The organism is Pseudolabrys sp. FHR47 (genome assembly GCF_005153485.1).
Taxonomy (GTDB): domain Bacteria; phylum Pseudomonadota; class Alphaproteobacteria; order Rhizobiales; family Xanthobacteraceae; genus Pseudolabrys.
Map to the genome: position 1 here is coordinate 2,509,170 of NZ_CP039740.1, position 16,511 is coordinate 2,525,680.

The window sequence follows — 16,511 nt, forward strand, 5'->3', positions numbered from 1 at the left end:
AAGTCCTTTGAGGGTATCCGCTGCCGGCACTTTGCCGGCGCGCGCTTCGACAGGAAGTGTAGCAGGCCGCGGCGCCGGGGCGAGTTCAAGATGCAGGCATAAATCGCGGCAAATTCACCAGAATCCGCCATCAACAGGGGCCGGGACAGGGCCGCCCGGCTATTGACCCACGGCCCCCACCCCCCTAAACAGCCGGTCGCGCATGATCCGACTGGCTTGGTCCCCTCGGGGCCGACCCGCTTCGTGACCCCGCTTCCGGCGGGCCACTCGGATGAGATCATCGCGTTTGGTGACGGGCGCGTAGCTCAGCTGGTAGAGCACACGACTTTTAATCGCGAGGTCATGGGTTCGAGTCCCATCGCGCTCACCACTTTTAGTGTCTGCTGGTGTTGCGTGCATTCGGGGGCCGTTGAACAGTTCCGTGCTGTCTCGACCGCAGCGTAGGCCCTTTTAATGCCTCGGCTTAGCGCGCCGTTTACTTGTGGAAAGCCACCTGCACTGCAGCCATTGGTTGCACTATGCAGTTTACTTTTCGCCTCAGCGACAAGGCAGGGTGCAGCACACGGATTGCCCGATGCATATTTTTATCGACGAAACAGGGTCGTTTAGCGGCATTGGCGAATTCCCGAGCGTGTCACTAGTGGGCGCTCTAGTGGTACCCGATGAACGGCTGGCGAGCTTGGAGAAGCAATACAATCGACTCAGCCGGAATTTTCCGCGGGACGACCGCGGCGAAGTGAAAGGTCGCGCGCTTACGGAGAAGCAGGTCGCATCTCTTATTCCGATGTTGTTTGAACACAGCACCCTATTTGATGCAACTGGGGTCGACGTCGGTGCGCACACAGAAGACGGCCTGAAACAATTCCAAGCTGAACAAGCTGAGAGAATGACGAACAATCTAACCGACAAACACAGTGCAACGCTGACAAAACAGGTTTGGGCCTACAGAGATAAGTTTGAGAAATTCAAACTTCCTTTAATGATTCAGACAATGGCAACGTTCGAACTGATCCCAAAACTGATTGAACTCAGCACGAACTATTATGCCACCCGCCGCCCAACAGAACTTGCAGAATTCCATTGGACAATTGATGCCAAAGGAAACCTCGACACACCCAATCAATGGGAGGAATGGTGGTCAACGGTCATCATGCCATTTCTTCAGTCGCGATCCTTCAAGCAACCTTTCAAGATGCTGCCCGTCGGCGACTATTCGAAAATGAAACGCTTTGACGTCGAACCCGACGATTTCATCAAAGAGATGTCCGCTTGGACCGAGGGGGACCCACCTCCTCTCGATATCAAGGCCATAATAAGCGATAATTTACAGTTTCGGTCGGACACGTGCCCCGGCCTAGAATTGGTCGACATATTAACGAACGCGACGCGACGCGCTATGAACGGAAACCTCCAAAAGGAAGGATGGCGCCGCATCCCCGAACTGATGATCCACCGCAACCCTCAATACATCAACTTGATCGCACTAGAGGACCTGCCTAAGCGAGTTTACCCATACTCCCGCATAGTGAACGCTTATTCGCGCGGAGGCCGCGCACTCCTTCCTGCGAAGCTGCATCGGCAAGCGCTCAAACGTGCGAAATAAAGACCTCGGCCCATCCTTAGGCTTTGCTAAGCCCCCTACCTCACCTGCAGCCCCTTCAAATACTCCACGATCGCGTTGATCGTCTGCGTGGCGCCGCCACCGGTGGCGGAGAGGTCACGGCCCCACACCGGCATTGCGTAGCTGCCGTGCGCGCGTAAGGTCCGGCGTCCGTCGATCACGGTACGCAGCACCGCTTCGGGAAAGACACCGCCGTTGTTTCTTTCAAGCAGGCGCAAGTCCGGCGCGCCGCCGACGAGCGATGAGGCGACCGGGCCGTCGCCGGCGCCGCTTTCGCCGTGGCAGCTCGCGCAATAGAGCCGGTACATGGTACCTCCCGTTGTCGCGTCGTCGGCGAAGGCCGTCGATGCGGCCGGCGCGGTAGCTAGCGTCACGGCAATTGCAAATCCGAGGACCGGAGCCTTGAACGTCATGGCGCTCTCCTCCTTCGTCGCAGTCGACAAAGGATAAGGCGCGGCGGTCCTTGCTATTTGAGGTGCATCAAACCGGCGGTGCCAATAACGAGCAGGCTACCAACGCATGCAAAAGCCGCGACCGCCGGCCGCGCCGTTTCCGGCGCTTAGGCAGATCGCGGCTCACTGATAAATCGGAGACGCCTCAGGCGCTGGCGGTTTTCTTCGCCTTGGCCGGTTTGGTCGCCTTCACCGCTTTCTCTCGCTTCTCTTGTTGTCTTTCCTGCGCCTCGCGTTCGAGACGCAACGCGCGCAGCCGCGGAATGCGATCGATCGCCTCCTGCTGCGCCGTCCAGTATTCCCTGGACGCTTTCTGGCCTTCGATTTCGCGAACGCGCATTCGAAAGTTGGTTTCTGCGCGCTTCTTGGCGCGCTCGGCATCAGATAATGTTGTGGTCATGGATCAATAACGTCGCAATCGGGCAATGGTTCCATGCCCCCGTTTATTCCGCAGTTCACAGGAGAAATACCGGGTCATCACCCGGTAATCCCGGATTCAGGCCTTTGTTGACTTTGCGGCACAAACAGCGTACGGGTGGCGTGTTGAAACAAGATCTTTTAGTTGTGCTTTCGCCTCCGCACGGAGCGGACCATCCCTGAAAATCAACCCTGTTTCGATCGCCCGGGCATCGAATGCCCAGGGCGCACAATGACGTGTATCAAACATCTAAAGGAAATTGCCTGATGGCAACCGGAACTGTGAAATTCTTCAACTCCCAAAAGGGCTTTGGCTTCATCACCCCGACCGACGGCTCGAAGGATGTGTTCGTGCACATCTCCGCCGTCGAGCGCGCCGGCATGAGCACCCTGATGGAAGGTCAGAAGGTGTCGTACGAAGTCGTCACCGAGCGTGGCAAGCAGGCCGCAGGCAATCTGCAGAACGCCTAAGCTGTTCGCATGAACGTCCGGTCCCGGCATGGGGCCGGGCGTTCTTTTTTCTATGGCGTTTCGACGCTGCCTTGAGGGACGCCATGATGCACAAATATCCCGTCGGAGCGTCTGTCTATTTCGAAGCCGGTATCCACGCCGGCGGCGCGCGCGGCCTGTGCAAGGTCGTCCGCCACATGCCGGTCGAGCGCGACAACCGCATTCTCTACCGCATCAAGAGTCCGACCGAGAATTTCGAGCGCACGGTCGAGGAAGACAATCTGCAGAAGGACTGAGCTAAAGGCTCTCCTGACATTGTGCGCCGCGGTCGCCATCGTGTCGCCGCATCCCCCGCCCTACACTTCCTCGCCGGGAGTGACATCTATGAATACCAACCTCACGTCCGCGGAGCTGCGGCAATGGGCGGCGCGATGCGATGCCCGCCGCAAGGACCCGATGATCAGCGGTGACGAGCACGAGCGTCTAACGAAAATGCGCGACGGCCTGCTCGCGGTTGCGCAAGCGCAGGACTGGCTCGATGGCGTCGCCATGAAGAAAGCCGGCTAGCGGCAGCATTTGCGTACAAACAACTCGCAGGCCCTGACGTCGTTGTTCATGCCGCAGCATCGATCGGCGCGCATAAACTGCGCTTGCGATGGAACCCGAATCGGCCGCAAGGTTCTATTGCCTTTTTAAGCCTGCAACGCTTGCGTCGAGCATCCAGGCCGGGCCGTTTTTCCAAGACGACGCCATCCCAAAACCAGCATCGCGAGTCGGGCGCATTACGCGCCACGGCCGCCAATGAAGAAGGCCCGTCATGGATTTCATGATGCGCGCATTAGCGCAGAATATCGATCAATCGCTTTATACAGCGCGCGAACTCAAGCTCGAGACGGTCGAGCAATTGCTCTTGATGGCGAGCCTGGAACTGTCGATGCGGCAGCAGATCATCGACAGCGCGCCCCAACCCCGGCCGCAGCGCAACACCTGACCGGCAGCGATCTTTCCTTCTTGTTAACCAAATCAAGGCACATCGGAATCCCCGGGGTTGGAGGATCCTGTAATGCTTCTCAACGAAGAGACGTGTCCCGTTCCTGAGTCGCTGCTGGGTCAGCTCTATCGCGTCACGCCGCAGGGCCTGCCGGCGCTGATCGATGCGGTGCCGGCCAATACGCGCGCCATGCTCGCGGTATATTGCTATCGCCGCTCGCACCTTGCGTCGCTCGGTGTCGCCATCGCCGCCTCCTGCGACGAGGACGATCTCGCCGAGCATGGCGGCAATCTTGGCTCCGACCTGTTCGCCAAATCCCGCAAGGGTCCGAAGGCGGCGGAAGCCCTGCCCTCCCAGCGCAAGAAGATCACGCTCTCGACCGGGCCGATTCGGCAATTGCCGCCGCTCGACGATATCGAGGACTGAATGTCGGCGTGACAAGGCGATGACAGGCCGGCGCCACGCGCCGGCCTTTTTGTTTGACGCATAAATGCCGGTGCCGCCTGGACTTGCCGCGATGCGACATACAGTGGAGCCATTCCAGGCGTCACAAAACCTTGCTTGAGCGGACACGACAGTTCCATCGCGTCGCCTTTCGGCCGCCATGGTTGATCGACAGTGTCGCGCACAACGATGAATGAGCGAACAGGAGGCTCACATGCAGCTCAACTGCTATCCGGCGACGCTCTCCTCCATTCGTGTGTTCGGCGCGCCCTTCGTCTGCGCCAGCTGCGGCGACCAATTGATCGCACCAACGGCTTCCGCTTTCGTCGAGGGCGGTGAGATTCGTCACTACTGGGAATGCGAATCCTGCGGCGCCACCTCAAGCTCGTCGATCGCCCTGGACGAACGGATGCCCGCGGACAGCGCGCAGGACTAGCCACTACCCCCTCGCAGCCCGGCCGAAGTTCCTGGATTAACGGGTCGTTAACCGGCGGCGGTCCACGGTTAACTGGTCGTTAAACGACGAGTCGCGAACGCGTCAGGTTGCGCTCGGGGGGCGCATGCGCACGACAGACCATCACGCCGAACACGCGGACAACCCGCCCGACATCGACGAGTTGTCAGCGCGGCTCACCGCGCTGGCGAGCCGCATCGACACGCTCAATGGCGGGCGGCGGCCCCAAGGGGCTCGCGGCGGCAGCGCGCCGCCCCCACGCCGCGAGCCGGTGGCAGTCCCGGCGGCCGGCGCGCGCCATTGGCCGCGCCTGCCGGTGCCGGGCGAAGAACCCCCGGCTCCAGACATTGCCGAACCGATCGCGGCCGCGCGTGCCATCACGATGGGCGACCACGAACAGCGCATCGCCGAACTCACCGCCACCCGTGACCGCCAGGCGAACGAGTTGCGCGAAGCCCGCGAGCACCTCGAGCGCCAGGCCCTCGCCATCAAGAGCCTGCGCGAACTGACCGGAGAACGCGACGGCGAGATCGCCGAACTCACGCGCCGGCTCATGGAATCCGAGGCCGACAAGGTGGCGCTGGAATCCCAGCTCGCTTCCGCCCTGCGCGACGCCAACAATGCCTCGGTGCGACTCGAGGCCCGCGAGGGAGCGCTGAGCCATAGAGATAGCGACCTCGCCGAGGCCGAGCAGTTGATCGAGCATCTGCGCGCGGAACTCGCCGCGGCGCAGGTGGCGCTGGCGACCCAGGTCGTCTCCGCCGAAGAGCGTGTCGCACGCCGCTATGAAAACGAACGCGGCTCGCTGATCACCAACAGCGAGCGCCGCATCGCCGACCTGCAGGCCCTCATCGCCGAGCGCGATGGCCGCCTCGGCGCTCTCGAACAGGACAAGATGACCTTGGGCGAGGAGATCGCCGCGCTGCGCGCTTTGCTTGACGACAGCCACGCCGCAATCGCGGCGGCTATCGAGACCGCCGCCGGCAAGGACAGCCACATTGCCTTCCTCGACACCGTGATCAACGTCACCCGCGACAACGCCGAGGCGACCGTCAAGGAATTGATCGCCGAGTTCGACCGCGAGCGCGCCGCCTTCAAGCGCGAACGCGAGGAATTGCTTGCCAAGGCGCAAACGGCAAGCGCTTTCCAGCAGGACATCGCCAAGCTGCTGCCGCGGCTGCTCGAGCGCCGCGCCGCCGCCTAACCCCCAGATTTGCCGGGCGCGATCAGCGCCGCCCGCAGCAGCAGATACAGCACCAGGCCGTTGAGGCTGTGCCAGAGGAAATGCGTGCCGAGCGGCAGGGCGTCACATACAGCCTGATCGATGCTGCGGAAAAAGATCGAGACGGCGAACACGGCCGCCGCCGAGAACAGAAGTCTGCGGGGCGCTGCCTCCCGTGTCAGCCAGCCAACGACGAGCAACGCCGTCAGAGCCGGCAGATAGGCGTGGGAACCGTTTAGCGCGCCGCGCGGCACCACCAGCGCCTCGGCGTAGCTCAACAAGCCAAATGCCACGACGAGCGCCGGCGCCGCCCAAGCCGACAGCCCAAGAAAGCGCCGCAACGCCAGCCACAGATAGCTGTAGATGAAGACCGCGATCGGCACGGTGTCGAACAGCGCGGCACCGCGGGTCGCAACGGTATGGAAGATGAAGGAGCCGATGCCGATCAGGAAGGTGACGCCGATCAGCGCCAACGCCGGCCAGTCGCGCTCGCCGCGCCGCCACATGAGAAAGGCGGCAATGGCGGCGATGAGGAATGAAGCGTTGGTGATGGCATTGACCGGCTCGGCCCAGAACGACGGGCCGAGCCTTTCGCAATAGAGATCGATGGGGCGCGACCAGTCCATCGATCTTCCTCGCGTTGCCGCGTTACTTGCGGACGATGCCCGCCTTGTCGACCACCATGTTCAGGTTGGCGGCGTCGTCCTTGAGACGCTGCATCAGTTCTTCCGGGGTCGACGGCACGCCTTCGATCGACAGCTTGGCCAACTGCTCCTGCACATCCTTCATGGCCAGCACTTCACGGATCGCCCCATTGAGCTTGTCGACGATCTCCTTCGGCGTGCCCTTCGGCGCGAAGATGCCGTTCCACGAATAGACGCGGAAGCCCTTCATGCCCTGCTCGGCCGCCGTCGGCACGTTCGGGAAAATCTGCGAGCGCTTTTCCGCAGCCGTTGCCAGCAGCCGAATGTCGCCCGAGTCCACCTGGCCCTTCACCGCCGGCGGGAAGTCGAGCATCATCTGCACGTCGTTGCGCAGAAGGCCGACGACGATATCGGGCGAGTTCTTGTAGGGAACGATCACGACGTCGATATCGGCCGCCGACTTGAAATACTCGCCGCCGAGATTCTGGGTCGAACCGGCGGTGATGGTGCCGACATTGATCTTGCCCGGATTGGCCTTGGCGGCCTTGATGAGATCGCCGAGCGTCTTGTACTCGGACTTCGCGGACACCGCGAGCACGGCGTCGAACTGGCCCATGGTCGAGACCATCTGGAATTCGGTCAACGGATCGAACGGCAGCTTCTTGAAGGTCGCCATCGCCGCGGCCGTGCCGTTGCTCAGGAGGCCGAGCGTGTAACCGTCCGGCTGCGCGGTCGTCACCGCGCGCGCGGCGCTAATGCCGCCCGGTCCCGGCATATTCTCGATCTGGAAGCGCTGGCCCAGCTTGTCGCTCAGCTTGTCGGCAACGATGCGGGCCGTCGCGTCGCCGACGCCGCCGGCGCCGAACGGCAGAATGATGCGAACCGGTTTCTCCGGCCATGCGGCCTGCGCCTGCGGCATCGCCGCCAGCACGACGGCTGCCGCGCCGGCCAGAACGAAGCCGCGCCGCGCACCGTCAAAAAAACGCTTAGCCATTGAATATTCCTCCACTGTCGTCTGTTAAATCGGTCCGGTATTCAGAAACCATACAGCCGTGCCGGGTTGTCGACCAGCAGGCGATGCTGTGTCCGCTCGTTCACCGCGTAGTGCGGGATCAGATCAACCAGATCGGCCTCGTCGCATTCGTGGGTCGGGTTGGGATGCGGGAAATCGGTGCCCCACAGCACACGCTCCGGATTGACCTCCACGAGAATGCGCGCGATCGGCGCCGCCCGGTTGTATGGCGGCATGTCGATGCGTTCGGCGCCGCAGACCTTGATCCAGCAATTATCCAGGCGGGCGAGCTTGACCAGGGCCCGGAGCGGCTCCTGGTCGACGCCGGCGACCGCCGGCACGCGGCCCATATGGTCGATGACGAAAGGCAGCGGCAGACGCGCGATCATGCTGGAGAGCGGCACGATGTCCGGCGCGTCAAGATGCAGCACGACGTGCCAACCGAGGCCCTTCACCCGATCGAGAATACGCATGAAAACGCCCATATCGGGCGATCCGCCAAGATGCTTGACGAAATTGAAGCGCACACCGCGCACACCGCCTTGATGCAGCCTCTCGAAGTCCTTGTCGGTGAAGCTGTCGTCGGCAATGCAGACGCCGCGGTAACGCTTGGGGTCTGACGCGATGCAGTCGAGCATGGCCGCATTGTCGGTGCCGTGGCAGCTCGCCTGCACGATCACCGCGCGGGACACGCCGAGATGGTCGTGAAGCGCCCGCAACGCCTCCTTGGGTGCGTCCTTGGGCGTGTAGCGCCGGTTCGGCGCGTAAGGGAAACGGTCTCCCGGCCCGAACACATGGCAGTGCGCGTCGGTCGCTCCCAGCGGCAGCTTCACCAGCGGTTTGCGCCGGTGCTCAAGAAAGGACAGATCGACGGTCATGGGGGTGCGGCTCCGGAAATGGTCTGGAGCGAGGGGATAGCGAAGGCCAGCGGGTTTCTCAACCTACCGCGGCGGCAAATCGCCCTTGCGCCAGCCGTCCAGCACCGCCATCCGAAACTCGGCAAAGCGGCCAGCCTCGATGGCGGAACGCATGCCGGCGGTGAGCGCCTGATAATAGGCGATGTTGATGGTCGATAGCATGACCTGGCCGAGGATTTCGTTGGCTTTGGTCAGGTGGTGCAGGTAGGCCCGCGAATAGGTCCGTGCCAGCGGGTGCGGGCTTTCCTCATCCAGCGGCCGTGGATCGTCGGCGTGCCGGGCGTTGGACAGATTGATCTGGCCGAAGCGGGTGAAAGCCATGCCGTGGCGGCCGTTCCGGGTCGGCATCACGCAGTCGAACATATCGACGCCGCGGGCGACCGCCTCGAGAATGTCATGCGGCGTACCCACCCCCATCAGGTAGCGCGGCGCGCCCGCCGGTAGCACGGGCGTCGTCTCCTCGACCACCTTGAGCATCACCTCCTGCGGCTCGCCCACCGCCAGCCCTCCAATGGCGTAGCCGTGGAAGCCGATACCGGTGAGCGCTCTGGCGCTCTGCTGGCGCAGCGGGACGTCGTCGCCGCCCTGGACGATGCCGAACAGGCCGTAGCCGCCGCGGGCGTGGCCCTCGAAGGCGCGCTTGCTACGCTCGGCCCAGCGCAGCGACAACTGCATGGCGCGCTCGATCTCGTCACGCGGGGCCGGCAGCTTCAGGCACTCGTCAAGCTGCATGGTGATGTCGGTGCCGAGCAGCGCCTGAATCTCGATCGAGCGTTCCGGCGTCAGTTCGTATTTGGTGCCGTCGATATGAGAGCGGAAGGTGACGCCCTGCTCGGTCAGCTTGCGCAACGTGGCGAGCGACATGACCTGGAAGCCACCGGAGTCGGTCAGGATGGCGTGCGGCCAGTTCATGAATTTGTGCAGGCCGCCCAGCGCGGCGACGCGCTCCGCGCCCGGCCGCAACATCAGGTGGTAGGTGTTGCCGAGCAGAATCTGCGCGCCGGTGCCTTCAACCGCTTCCGGATAGAGGCCCTTCACGGTGGCCTGGGTGCCGACCGGCATGAAGGCCGGCGTCTCGACCGGGCCATGCGGCGTCGTGACGGTGCCACGGCGCGCCATACCGTCGGTCTTATGCAGAGTGAAGGAGAAGGCTTGGGGCATGGGCGTCGTTTACCCCGCGCGCCGCGGATACAGCAAACACGCATCGCCGTAGGAGTAGAACCGGTAGCCGGTCTCGATGGCATGCCGATAAGCCCGCTGCATAGTGTCGAGGCCGGAGAAGGCCGACACCAGCATGAACAAAGTCGAGCGCGGCAGGTGGAAATTGGTCATCATCAGGTCCACCGCCTTGAAACGATAACCCGGCGTAATGAAGATCGCCGTGTCGCCGGCGAATTCATGGACAAGTCCGTCCGCGCTAGCGGCGCTTTCCAGCAGCCGCAGCGCCGTCGAGCCAACCGCCACGATCCGCCCGCCTTTGGCGCGGGCCGCGTTCAGCGCCGCCGCCGTTGCGCCGCTCACCACGCCGAACTCGGCATGCATTTTGTGGCCTTCGGTGTCATCGGCCTTCACCGGGAGAAAAGTACCGGCGCCGACATGCAGGGTGACCTTGTGGAGCGCAACGCCGCGCCGCTCAAGGCGCGTTAAGAGGTCGGCGGTAAAATGTAACCCGGCGGTCGGCGCGGCGACGGAGCCGTCCTCATGGGCGAAGACGGTCTGGTAGTCGGTCTTGTCCTGCGCGTCGGTCGGCCGTTTCGAGGCGATATAGGGCGGCAGCGGCATGTCGCCCCGCTCCTCGATGGCCTGGTCCAGATGCGGGCCCGTCAAGGAAAATGAAAGGGTTACGTCACCACCCTCATCTTTATGTAAAACTTGAGCATCGAGCTGATCGAGAAAGCAGACCCGCCCCTCGGAGCCGAAGCGCAGCACGTCGCCGACCTGGACCTTCTTGGCCCCGAGGATGAAGGCGCGCCAGGTCGAACCGTCGAGCCGCTTGTGCAGCGTCGCCTCGATCGCCGGTTCCGCCTCCCCGCGTCCGATGCGCCGGCCCTTGAGCCGGGCCGCGATGACCTTGCTGTCGTTGACCACCAGGCAGTCGCCGGGCGCCAGCAGGTCCGGCAGGTCGGCGATGTGCCGGTCGTCCAGTGCCTCCCCGGCCGCATCCGGCCGCACCACCATCAACCGCGCGCTTTCGCGCGGGCTGGCGGGCCGCAGCGCAACGCGCTCGGCGGGCAGGTCGAAATCGAAGAGATCGGTGCGCATCCCCTCTCATTGCCGGTTGGCTCGCATGCATTCAAGGCCCGAGACGAGGCTAAATGTCCGGTGCAATTTACGCGTTTGTTAACGCCGCTGCTGTGACTTCAGCGCGTCGGACGCGGACGGGAACAAGACATTGGGCGAACCCACAGCTCGGATAACGATGGCGCTGATCGGCCCGGGCATCTTGTGCGTGTTCGGGCTCTGTTTCTTGTGGGCCTGGGTCATCGAGAAAAAACGTCATTACCTCCTCCTGCTCGCTGCAGCGCCGTGCCTGTTCGCCCTCGGCGTTCTTTCCCAGGTATTCGGCTGGCCGCCGGGGACGGGACCAAACGCTGTCTTCTCGAGCCTGCTGTACACCTCGGCGGTACTGCTCGCGGCCGAAGGCATCCTTCGCCGTAGCGGTCGGCGTCTCGGACTTTTGCTCGATCTTGCGATTCTGGCCGCGATCACCGGCGGTCTCTGGTACTTCGCGTTTGTGGCGCCGAACCTGCTCGCGCGCGTTTACCTTCAAAACTTCGGATATGGAATCATACTGCTGATCGCGGCGCTTCATCTGACCTCCCTGATGAACCGCCGTCTCATCGATCGCATCCTTTTCTGGACGCTTTTCGTCTTTGCCCTGCACTTCTTCCCGCGAACGATCCTGACCATTGGCTTAGAGGCACCGACGACCGCTCCGGCCTTCGCGGCTTCGCTGTTCTGGCACACCCTGCACCTCTCACTGGCCGTGCTGGGCACCGCGCTGGCGGCCGCGCTGCTGGCCGCCGCGCTCTCCGACGTCATCGACGATCTACGTCACGAACGCGACATCGATGGGCTCACCGGTGTCCTTAACCGGCGCGCTTTCGAGGCGCGCGCCGAGGCGATCCTGGCCCAGGCCTGGCGCTCGCCATGCGCGCTCATCGCCTGCGATCTGGATCGCTTCAAACAGATCAACGACCGTCACGGCCATGCGGCCGGAGACCATGTCTTGACCACGTTCGGCGAACTGCTGCGAAGGACGGCCCGCACCGCCGATGTGGTGGCTCGTCTCGGCGGTGAGGAGTTCGTGGTGCTGTTGCCTGGAGCGAGCGACAACGGCGCACATCTTGTTGCCGAACGCTTGCGGGACAGCCTTGCGGCCGCCCCGTTCCCGTTCCTGCCGGGTTCAGAGCGCGTCACAGCCAGCTTCGGCGTCGCCCAGCACCGGCCCGGCGAAACGTTTGAAGCGCTCCTTGCCCGCGCCGACAGCGCCTTGTATCAGGCCAAAGCGGGAGGCCGGAATCGAACGGTCAATGCGGACGTCGACAGCACTGCGCCACCGCAGACCCAGTCGCCGGCCTGAGCCACATTTCGACAAGCGCGGCGTGCATGACGATATGCCATCATACCCCGCTTTCGCGGGGCATGACACGTTGAATGCAGTGCCGACCCCGCAGGGCCTCACGCCCCCATCGTCGCCTTGACGATCTTGTCCGGATCGCGGACCGGCTCGCCGCGCTTGATCTTGTCGACGTTGTCCATGCCTTCGATCACCTTGCCCCAGACCGTATACTGGCCGTCGAGGAAGGTGGCGTCATCGAACACGATGAAGAACTGGCTGTCGCCCGAATCCGGGTTCGAGGCGCGCGCCATCGACACCGTGCCGCGCACATGCGGCTCGCGGTTGAATTCGGCCTTCAGCTTCTGACCCGAGCCGCCCATGCCGGTGCCCTGCGGACAGCCGGTCTGCGCCATGAAGCCGTCGATGACGCGGTGGAAGACGATGCCGTCATAGAAGCCCTGCTTCACCAGTTCCTTGATGCGCGCGACATGGCCGGGCGCGAGGTCCGGGCGCATCTCAATGACGACATTGCCCTTGGTGGTTTCGAGCGTCAGCGTATCTTCCGGCTTGGCCATTGTTTGTCTCCTTTGAAATCTTGCCTCTGACTGTCATGGCCGGGCTTGACCCGGCCATCTCGCTTAGGTGGGCACTGCGCCCCTTAGCGGGATCACCGGGACAAGCCCGGTGATGACAAGGATGGGTTAAGGGACGATCGTCGCCTTGGTGACGTGATCGAGCCGCGGAAAGCTCTGCGTCAGATACGCATTGCCCTCGGTCTGGATGCGGTTCTGGTTGGGGCCCTGGCCGTTCGGCGCGCCTTCGCCATAGCCCGCGTAAAGTTTGTCGACGACATCCATGCCCGAGATGACCTTGCCGAACGGCGCAAAGCCCATGCCGTCGAGCCGGCTGTTGTCGTCGAAATTGATGAAGACCTGCGTGGTGCGCGCATTCGGGCCCGAGGTCGCGAAGGTCACCATGCCGCGCGTGTTGCTCTGGGAGACCCGGTCATCCTGGATGCGCGCGACGCGCCACTTGGCGTTCAGCGCCGGATCGCCGTTGAGGCCGAACTGCACCATGAAACCGGAGATGACGCGGAAGAAACGGCCGTCGTCGAAGAAGCCGTTCTTGACGAGGTTATAGAAGCGGTCCGCGCCCAGCGGCGCCCAGGCCCGTGTCACCTGGATGACGAAGGAGCCCTTCGAGGTGTCGAACTTCGCCTTGTAAGTTGCCGGCGCCTGCTCCGTGAGTGCGGCGGGATCGCCGAGCCTGGCCTTTTGCGCCAAAGCCGGCTGCACCAGTACCGGAGCCAGACCGGCGGCGAGCACGGTCAGCGACAAAACCAGTCGGCGAGAGATCATGGATCGGTCTCCGGAAGATTCAGGATTTGGCGAAGCGCTTCTTCAGCCGCTCGGCGACGCTGGCCGGCACGAATTTCGACACGTCGCCGCCCATGCCGGCGATCTGGCGCACCAATGTGGCGGTGATCGGGCGCACCATCGGCGAAGCCGGCAGGAAAACAGTGAGCAATTCCGGAGCCATGGCCGCATTCATGCCGACCATCTGCATCTCGTAGTCGAAGTCGGTGCCGTCGCGCAGGCCGCGGATCAGCAGGCTCGCACCCGCCTTCTCGGCCGTAGCCACGACAAGGCCATCAAAGGTGATGCAGGCGAGTTCGCATTTCGCCTCGCGGGCAATCGGCCCGCAGGTCTCCTGCAGCATGGCCAGGCGGTCGTCGGCCGGGAACAGCGGCGCCTTGCCGGGATGGATGCCGATCGCGAGGACGAGCTTGTCGGCCAGCCGGACGGCCTGGCGCACCACATCGATATGGCCGTTGGTGACCGGGTCGAACGAGCCGGCGTAAAGGGCGATCCGCGACATGAAATCCGTCTACCCCGCCCCCGGCTTTGCGGCAAGGCGGTTCGGGAGGCTTAACCGCCAGTCACCCAGCGGCGGCAAGCTGGCACAAGACACCGAGCGCCTCGCCATCATACCGCAGCCGTTCGACCAGTCCGGCCGCGTGACAGCAGCGATTGCGACCCAGGCGCTTTGCCTCGTAACAGGCGGCATCGGCCGCCTGCATCAGCGCATCCGGGGTTTCTTCATCGCGCCGAAGGGCGAGACCGACACTCACAGTCACCGGGATGGTATGTTCGCCGGCCACCACCGGCACGGCCCGCACCTGCTCCACAATCTCCTGAGCCAACCGTGCCGCATCATTCGGCCCGATATTCTCGATCAAGGCGCCGAACTCTTCGCCGCCCAGACGCGCCGCGATGCGCGGTCCACCATATGGCGAGGCTTCAACCACACGCTTGATCACCTGCCCGACCGCGCGCAAAACCGCGTCGCCGACGGCATGGCCATAGGTGTCGTTGACCTTCTTGAAGTAATCGACATCGATCATCATGGCACCGGCAGGGCTATCGCCCGAGAACACGGCGCGCGCCCGCTCGAAGAAGGCGCGCCGGTTGGGAATTCCGGTCAGACCGTCGACCCGCAGAAGCCCTTCGAGCTCCGCCTTCAGCTTTTGCAACCGCTGCGCCATGATGACGAGCGGAAATACGAGAATGGGGGTGATGATGAGGGGAAAGACGACGGCCAGCGTATAATGCAAGCGGATCTGCTCGAATCCGATCAAGGGCATTCCGATGGTCAGGACGACCACACCGCAGACTATCGACACGACCACAATGATCATGACGGGCGGCAAGGCTTGCCGGATCTCTGTGGCCGTCACGCGAAACACCCTTGCCTCCCAGACCATTGCGCACGGATTTTCTGTTGTTTACGCTCGGGATCGCGAAGGTTTGCTTAACGCGGTCGGTAAACCGGCTTTAATTTATCGAATAAAATGCCGGCAGAAGTGCCGCTCCTCGGCGAGACGTCACCGCCAGCGGCCTGGACTTCAGAAGAAACCAAATCCGGGGAGAAACCGCGTGCTCGTCCGCTCCATCATTGCCGCGCTCGTTCTGTCGACATCGTTCGCGACCGCGCAGATCGCCCCGGGCGCCAGCGACATCGCCGCCTATCAGGGCCTGCATGCTGCAGCCGCCAGAGGCGATACCGCCGAGATCGAGAGGCTCGCCAAGGCAGGCGCAGCGCTCGAAGCGCGCGACGGCGGCGGCCGCACGCCGCTCCATGTCGCCGTGCATTTGAAAAAGGCGGATGCCGCGCGCGCCCTCATCCGCTTGGGCGCCGACGCCAATGCGCTCGACGCGCAGGCCTATGACATCGTCACCATCGCTTCGGTTGCCGACGACGTCGCCATGCTCAAATTGTCGCTCGACGGCGGCTGCAAGGCCACCAACATCACCAGCCCCTATCACGGCACGGCTTTGATCGCCGCCGCGCATCTCGGCCATGACGAGGTGGTGCGCATGCTGATTGCGGCCAAGGCGCCACTCGATCACGTCAACAATCTCGGCTGGACGGCGGTGATCGAGTCCATCGTGCTCGGCCAGGGCGGCGAACGTCATGTCGCGACCTTGAAGGCCCTGGTCGAGGCCGGCGCCAACGTCAACATCGCCGACCGCGCGGGCGCGACGCCACTGACGCTGGCGAAGAACCGCGGCTATGCGGAGATGGTGGCGATCCTGGAGAAAGCGGGAGCGCGCTAGTTCCTCCCGCCATTCCCAAAAACACTCAGCCCGGCTTTCGCGCCAGGCTCAGCCACACGCCGCCGCCCATCAGCACGACGCCCGAGATCCGACCGAGGATTTTGTTGTGGTGGGGCTTCAGAAACCACGCGCGGCCGAGTCCGGCAGCAACAGCCCAGCCAGAGTCCAGCACCGCCGCGATCAGCAGCGATGTCACCGACATCACAAAGATCTGGAAACCGACAGGCAAAGTCGGATCGATGAACTGCGGCAGAAACGCCGTGAAGAAGGCGATGGTCTTCGGGTTGGTTACCGCGACGAGGAAACCGCGGGTCGCGAACACATGACCGCGCGGTTCGAGCTTCGGCACCGGGTCGCCGGCGTGGCGCCAGGCCTGGATGCCGAGCCAGAGCAGATAGGCCGCGCCGGCCCAGCGCATCACCTCGAACAGCTCGGACGACATCTTGAGAATCCAGCCGAGGCCGAAGCCGATGCCGGCCAGCAGCACAGCGGTGCCGACCATGGTGCCGAGCACAGTCGCCAGCGCCGGGCGGATGCCGCGCTGCGCGCCGGTGGCGATCACCAAAGTCACGACCGGACCCGGAACAGCGATGAGGATGGTGGTGATGACGAGGAAGGCCGAAAACAGCTGCCAGTTCATGGGAAAAGGTCTCGCTTTCATCGCCCGCGAATTTGCGGACGATGCCAGTAATCCCTGCCCAACGCGGT

The 16,511-nt window shown here is 63.4% G+C and carries 22 protein-coding genes and 1 tRNA gene; 11 read left to right on the plus strand and 12 right to left on the minus strand.

Going from position 1 to position 16,511, the window contains the following annotated elements; translation table 11 throughout:
• Positions 1-294 precede the first annotated feature (294 nt).
• Together E8Q40_RS12335 and E8Q40_RS12340 are read left to right on the plus strand one after the other, a co-directional pair.
• Positions 295-370: transfer RNA gene (locus E8Q40_RS12335), tRNA-Lys, on the plus strand.
• A 204-nt stretch (positions 371-574) separates the two neighbouring features.
• On the plus strand, positions 575-1,603 hold the full coding sequence (locus tag E8Q40_RS12340) for a hypothetical protein (RefSeq protein ID WP_137044842.1): 1,029 nt from the start codon (positions 575-577) through the stop codon (positions 1,601-1,603).
• Between the two features lie 35 nt (positions 1,604-1,638).
• Here E8Q40_RS12340 and E8Q40_RS12345 read toward each other — a convergent pair whose 3' ends face one another.
• A complete protein-coding gene (locus E8Q40_RS12345) occupies positions 1,639-2,034 on the minus strand; it encodes a cytochrome c (RefSeq protein ID WP_137044843.1) in 396 nt (131 codons plus the stop codon).
• A gap of 184 nt (positions 2,035-2,218) precedes the next feature.
• Positions 2,219-2,413 (minus strand): hypothetical protein, encoded by a 195-nt coding sequence (locus E8Q40_RS12350; RefSeq protein ID WP_137044844.1) that lies wholly within the window; start codon positions 2,411-2,413, stop codon positions 2,219-2,221.
• 344 nt (positions 2,414-2,757) lie between these two features.
• On the opposite strand from E8Q40_RS12350, the gene E8Q40_RS12355 reads away from it, so the two are divergent.
• The 7 genes from E8Q40_RS12355 (at position 2,758) to E8Q40_RS12380 (ending at position 6,033) form a co-directional block, all read left to right on the plus strand.
• Positions 2,758-2,961, plus strand: a complete 204-nt coding sequence (locus E8Q40_RS12355; protein WP_137044845.1) for a cold-shock protein — start codon at positions 2,758-2,760, stop codon at positions 2,959-2,961.
• Positions 2,962-3,044: 83 nt separating this feature from the next.
• Positions 3,045-3,236 carry a hypothetical protein gene (locus E8Q40_RS12360; RefSeq protein WP_137044846.1) on the plus strand — a complete coding sequence of 64 codons (192 nt, stop codon included), beginning with the start codon at positions 3,045-3,047 and terminating at the stop codon, positions 3,234-3,236.
• Positions 3,237-3,324: 88 nt separating this feature from the next.
• Positions 3,325-3,507, plus strand: coding sequence for a hypothetical protein (locus E8Q40_RS12365; RefSeq protein WP_137044847.1), 183 nt, complete (start codon positions 3,325-3,327; stop codon positions 3,505-3,507).
• Positions 3,508-3,757: 250 nt separating this feature from the next.
• Positions 3,758-3,931, plus strand: coding sequence for a hypothetical protein (locus tag E8Q40_RS21970; RefSeq protein WP_168197822.1), 174 nt, complete (start codon positions 3,758-3,760; stop codon positions 3,929-3,931).
• Positions 3,932-4,003: 72 nt separating this feature from the next.
• The gene (locus E8Q40_RS12370; protein WP_137044848.1) at positions 4,004-4,357 is read left to right on the plus strand and encodes a hypothetical protein; all 354 of its coding nucleotides are present in this window, start codon (positions 4,004-4,006) and stop codon (positions 4,355-4,357) included.
• Between the two features lie 232 nt (positions 4,358-4,589).
• Positions 4,590-4,811, plus strand: a complete 222-nt coding sequence (locus tag E8Q40_RS12375) for a hypothetical protein (protein ID WP_137044849.1) — start codon at positions 4,590-4,592, stop codon at positions 4,809-4,811.
• A 124-nt stretch (positions 4,812-4,935) separates the two neighbouring features.
• Positions 4,936-6,033, plus strand: a complete 1,098-nt coding sequence (locus tag E8Q40_RS12380; RefSeq protein ID WP_137044850.1) for a hypothetical protein — start codon at positions 4,936-4,938, stop codon at positions 6,031-6,033.
• On the opposite strand, the gene E8Q40_RS12385 is transcribed toward E8Q40_RS12380, so the two are convergent.
• The 5 genes from E8Q40_RS12385 to queA all read right to left on the minus strand — a co-directional run bounded on the left by E8Q40_RS12385 (position 6,030) and on the right by queA (position 10,886).
• Positions 6,030-6,677: a ceramidase domain-containing protein gene (locus tag E8Q40_RS12385; protein WP_137044851.1), complete on the minus strand. Its 648-nt coding sequence runs from the start codon at positions 6,675-6,677 to the stop codon at positions 6,030-6,032. The genes E8Q40_RS12380 and E8Q40_RS12385 overlap by 4 nt on opposite strands.
• Before the next feature lie 22 nt (positions 6,678-6,699).
• The gene (locus E8Q40_RS12390) at positions 6,700-7,689 is read right to left on the minus strand and encodes a tripartite tricarboxylate transporter substrate binding protein (RefSeq protein ID WP_137044852.1); all 990 of its coding nucleotides are present in this window, start codon (positions 7,687-7,689) and stop codon (positions 6,700-6,702) included.
• A gap of 41 nt (positions 7,690-7,730) precedes the next feature.
• Positions 7,731-8,585, minus strand: a complete 855-nt coding sequence (locus E8Q40_RS12395; protein ID WP_137044853.1) for an amidohydrolase — start codon at positions 8,583-8,585, stop codon at positions 7,731-7,733.
• Positions 8,586-8,648: 63 nt separating this feature from the next.
• Complete coding sequence (gene tgt, locus E8Q40_RS12400; RefSeq protein WP_137044854.1) at positions 8,649-9,785, minus strand: tRNA guanosine(34) transglycosylase Tgt; 1,137 nt, start codon at positions 9,783-9,785, stop codon at positions 8,649-8,651.
• A 9-nt stretch (positions 9,786-9,794) separates the two neighbouring features.
• Positions 9,795-10,886, minus strand: coding sequence for a tRNA preQ1(34) S-adenosylmethionine ribosyltransferase-isomerase QueA (gene queA / locus E8Q40_RS12405; protein ID WP_137044855.1), 1,092 nt, complete (start codon positions 10,884-10,886; stop codon positions 9,795-9,797).
• Between the two features lie 157 nt (positions 10,887-11,043).
• Between queA and E8Q40_RS12410 the strand changes: the two genes are divergently transcribed.
• Positions 11,044-12,207: a GGDEF domain-containing protein gene (locus tag E8Q40_RS12410; RefSeq protein ID WP_137044856.1), complete on the plus strand. Its 1,164-nt coding sequence runs from the start codon at positions 11,044-11,046 to the stop codon at positions 12,205-12,207.
• Positions 12,208-12,305: 98 nt separating this feature from the next.
• On the opposite strand, the gene E8Q40_RS12415 is transcribed toward E8Q40_RS12410, so the two are convergent.
• The 4 genes from E8Q40_RS12415 to E8Q40_RS12430 form a co-directional block, all read right to left on the minus strand.
• On the minus strand, positions 12,306-12,761 hold the full coding sequence (locus tag E8Q40_RS12415; protein WP_137044857.1) for a peptidylprolyl isomerase: 456 nt from the start codon (positions 12,759-12,761) through the stop codon (positions 12,306-12,308).
• Between the two features lie 126 nt (positions 12,762-12,887).
• Positions 12,888-13,544, minus strand: a complete 657-nt coding sequence (locus tag E8Q40_RS12420; RefSeq protein WP_137044858.1) for a peptidylprolyl isomerase — start codon at positions 13,542-13,544, stop codon at positions 12,888-12,890.
• Between the two features lie 19 nt (positions 13,545-13,563).
• Positions 13,564-14,064 (minus strand): pantetheine-phosphate adenylyltransferase, encoded by a 501-nt coding sequence (gene coaD / locus E8Q40_RS12425; protein WP_137044859.1) that lies wholly within the window; start codon positions 14,062-14,064, stop codon positions 13,564-13,566.
• Positions 14,065-14,125: 61 nt separating this feature from the next.
• Positions 14,126-14,932: a GGDEF domain-containing protein gene (locus E8Q40_RS12430; RefSeq protein ID WP_246662819.1), complete on the minus strand. Its 807-nt coding sequence runs from the start codon at positions 14,930-14,932 to the stop codon at positions 14,126-14,128.
• Positions 14,933-15,122: 190 nt separating this feature from the next.
• On the opposite strand from E8Q40_RS12430, the gene E8Q40_RS12435 reads away from it, so the two are divergent.
• Positions 15,123-15,803: an ankyrin repeat domain-containing protein gene (locus E8Q40_RS12435; protein ID WP_246662820.1), complete on the plus strand. Its 681-nt coding sequence runs from the start codon at positions 15,123-15,125 to the stop codon at positions 15,801-15,803.
• Positions 15,804-15,828: 25 nt separating this feature from the next.
• On the opposite strand, the gene E8Q40_RS12440 is transcribed toward E8Q40_RS12435, so the two are convergent.
• Positions 15,829-16,443, minus strand: a complete 615-nt coding sequence (locus E8Q40_RS12440) for a LysE family translocator (RefSeq protein ID WP_168197824.1) — start codon at positions 16,441-16,443, stop codon at positions 15,829-15,831.
• Positions 16,444-16,511: the final 68 nt, after the last annotated feature.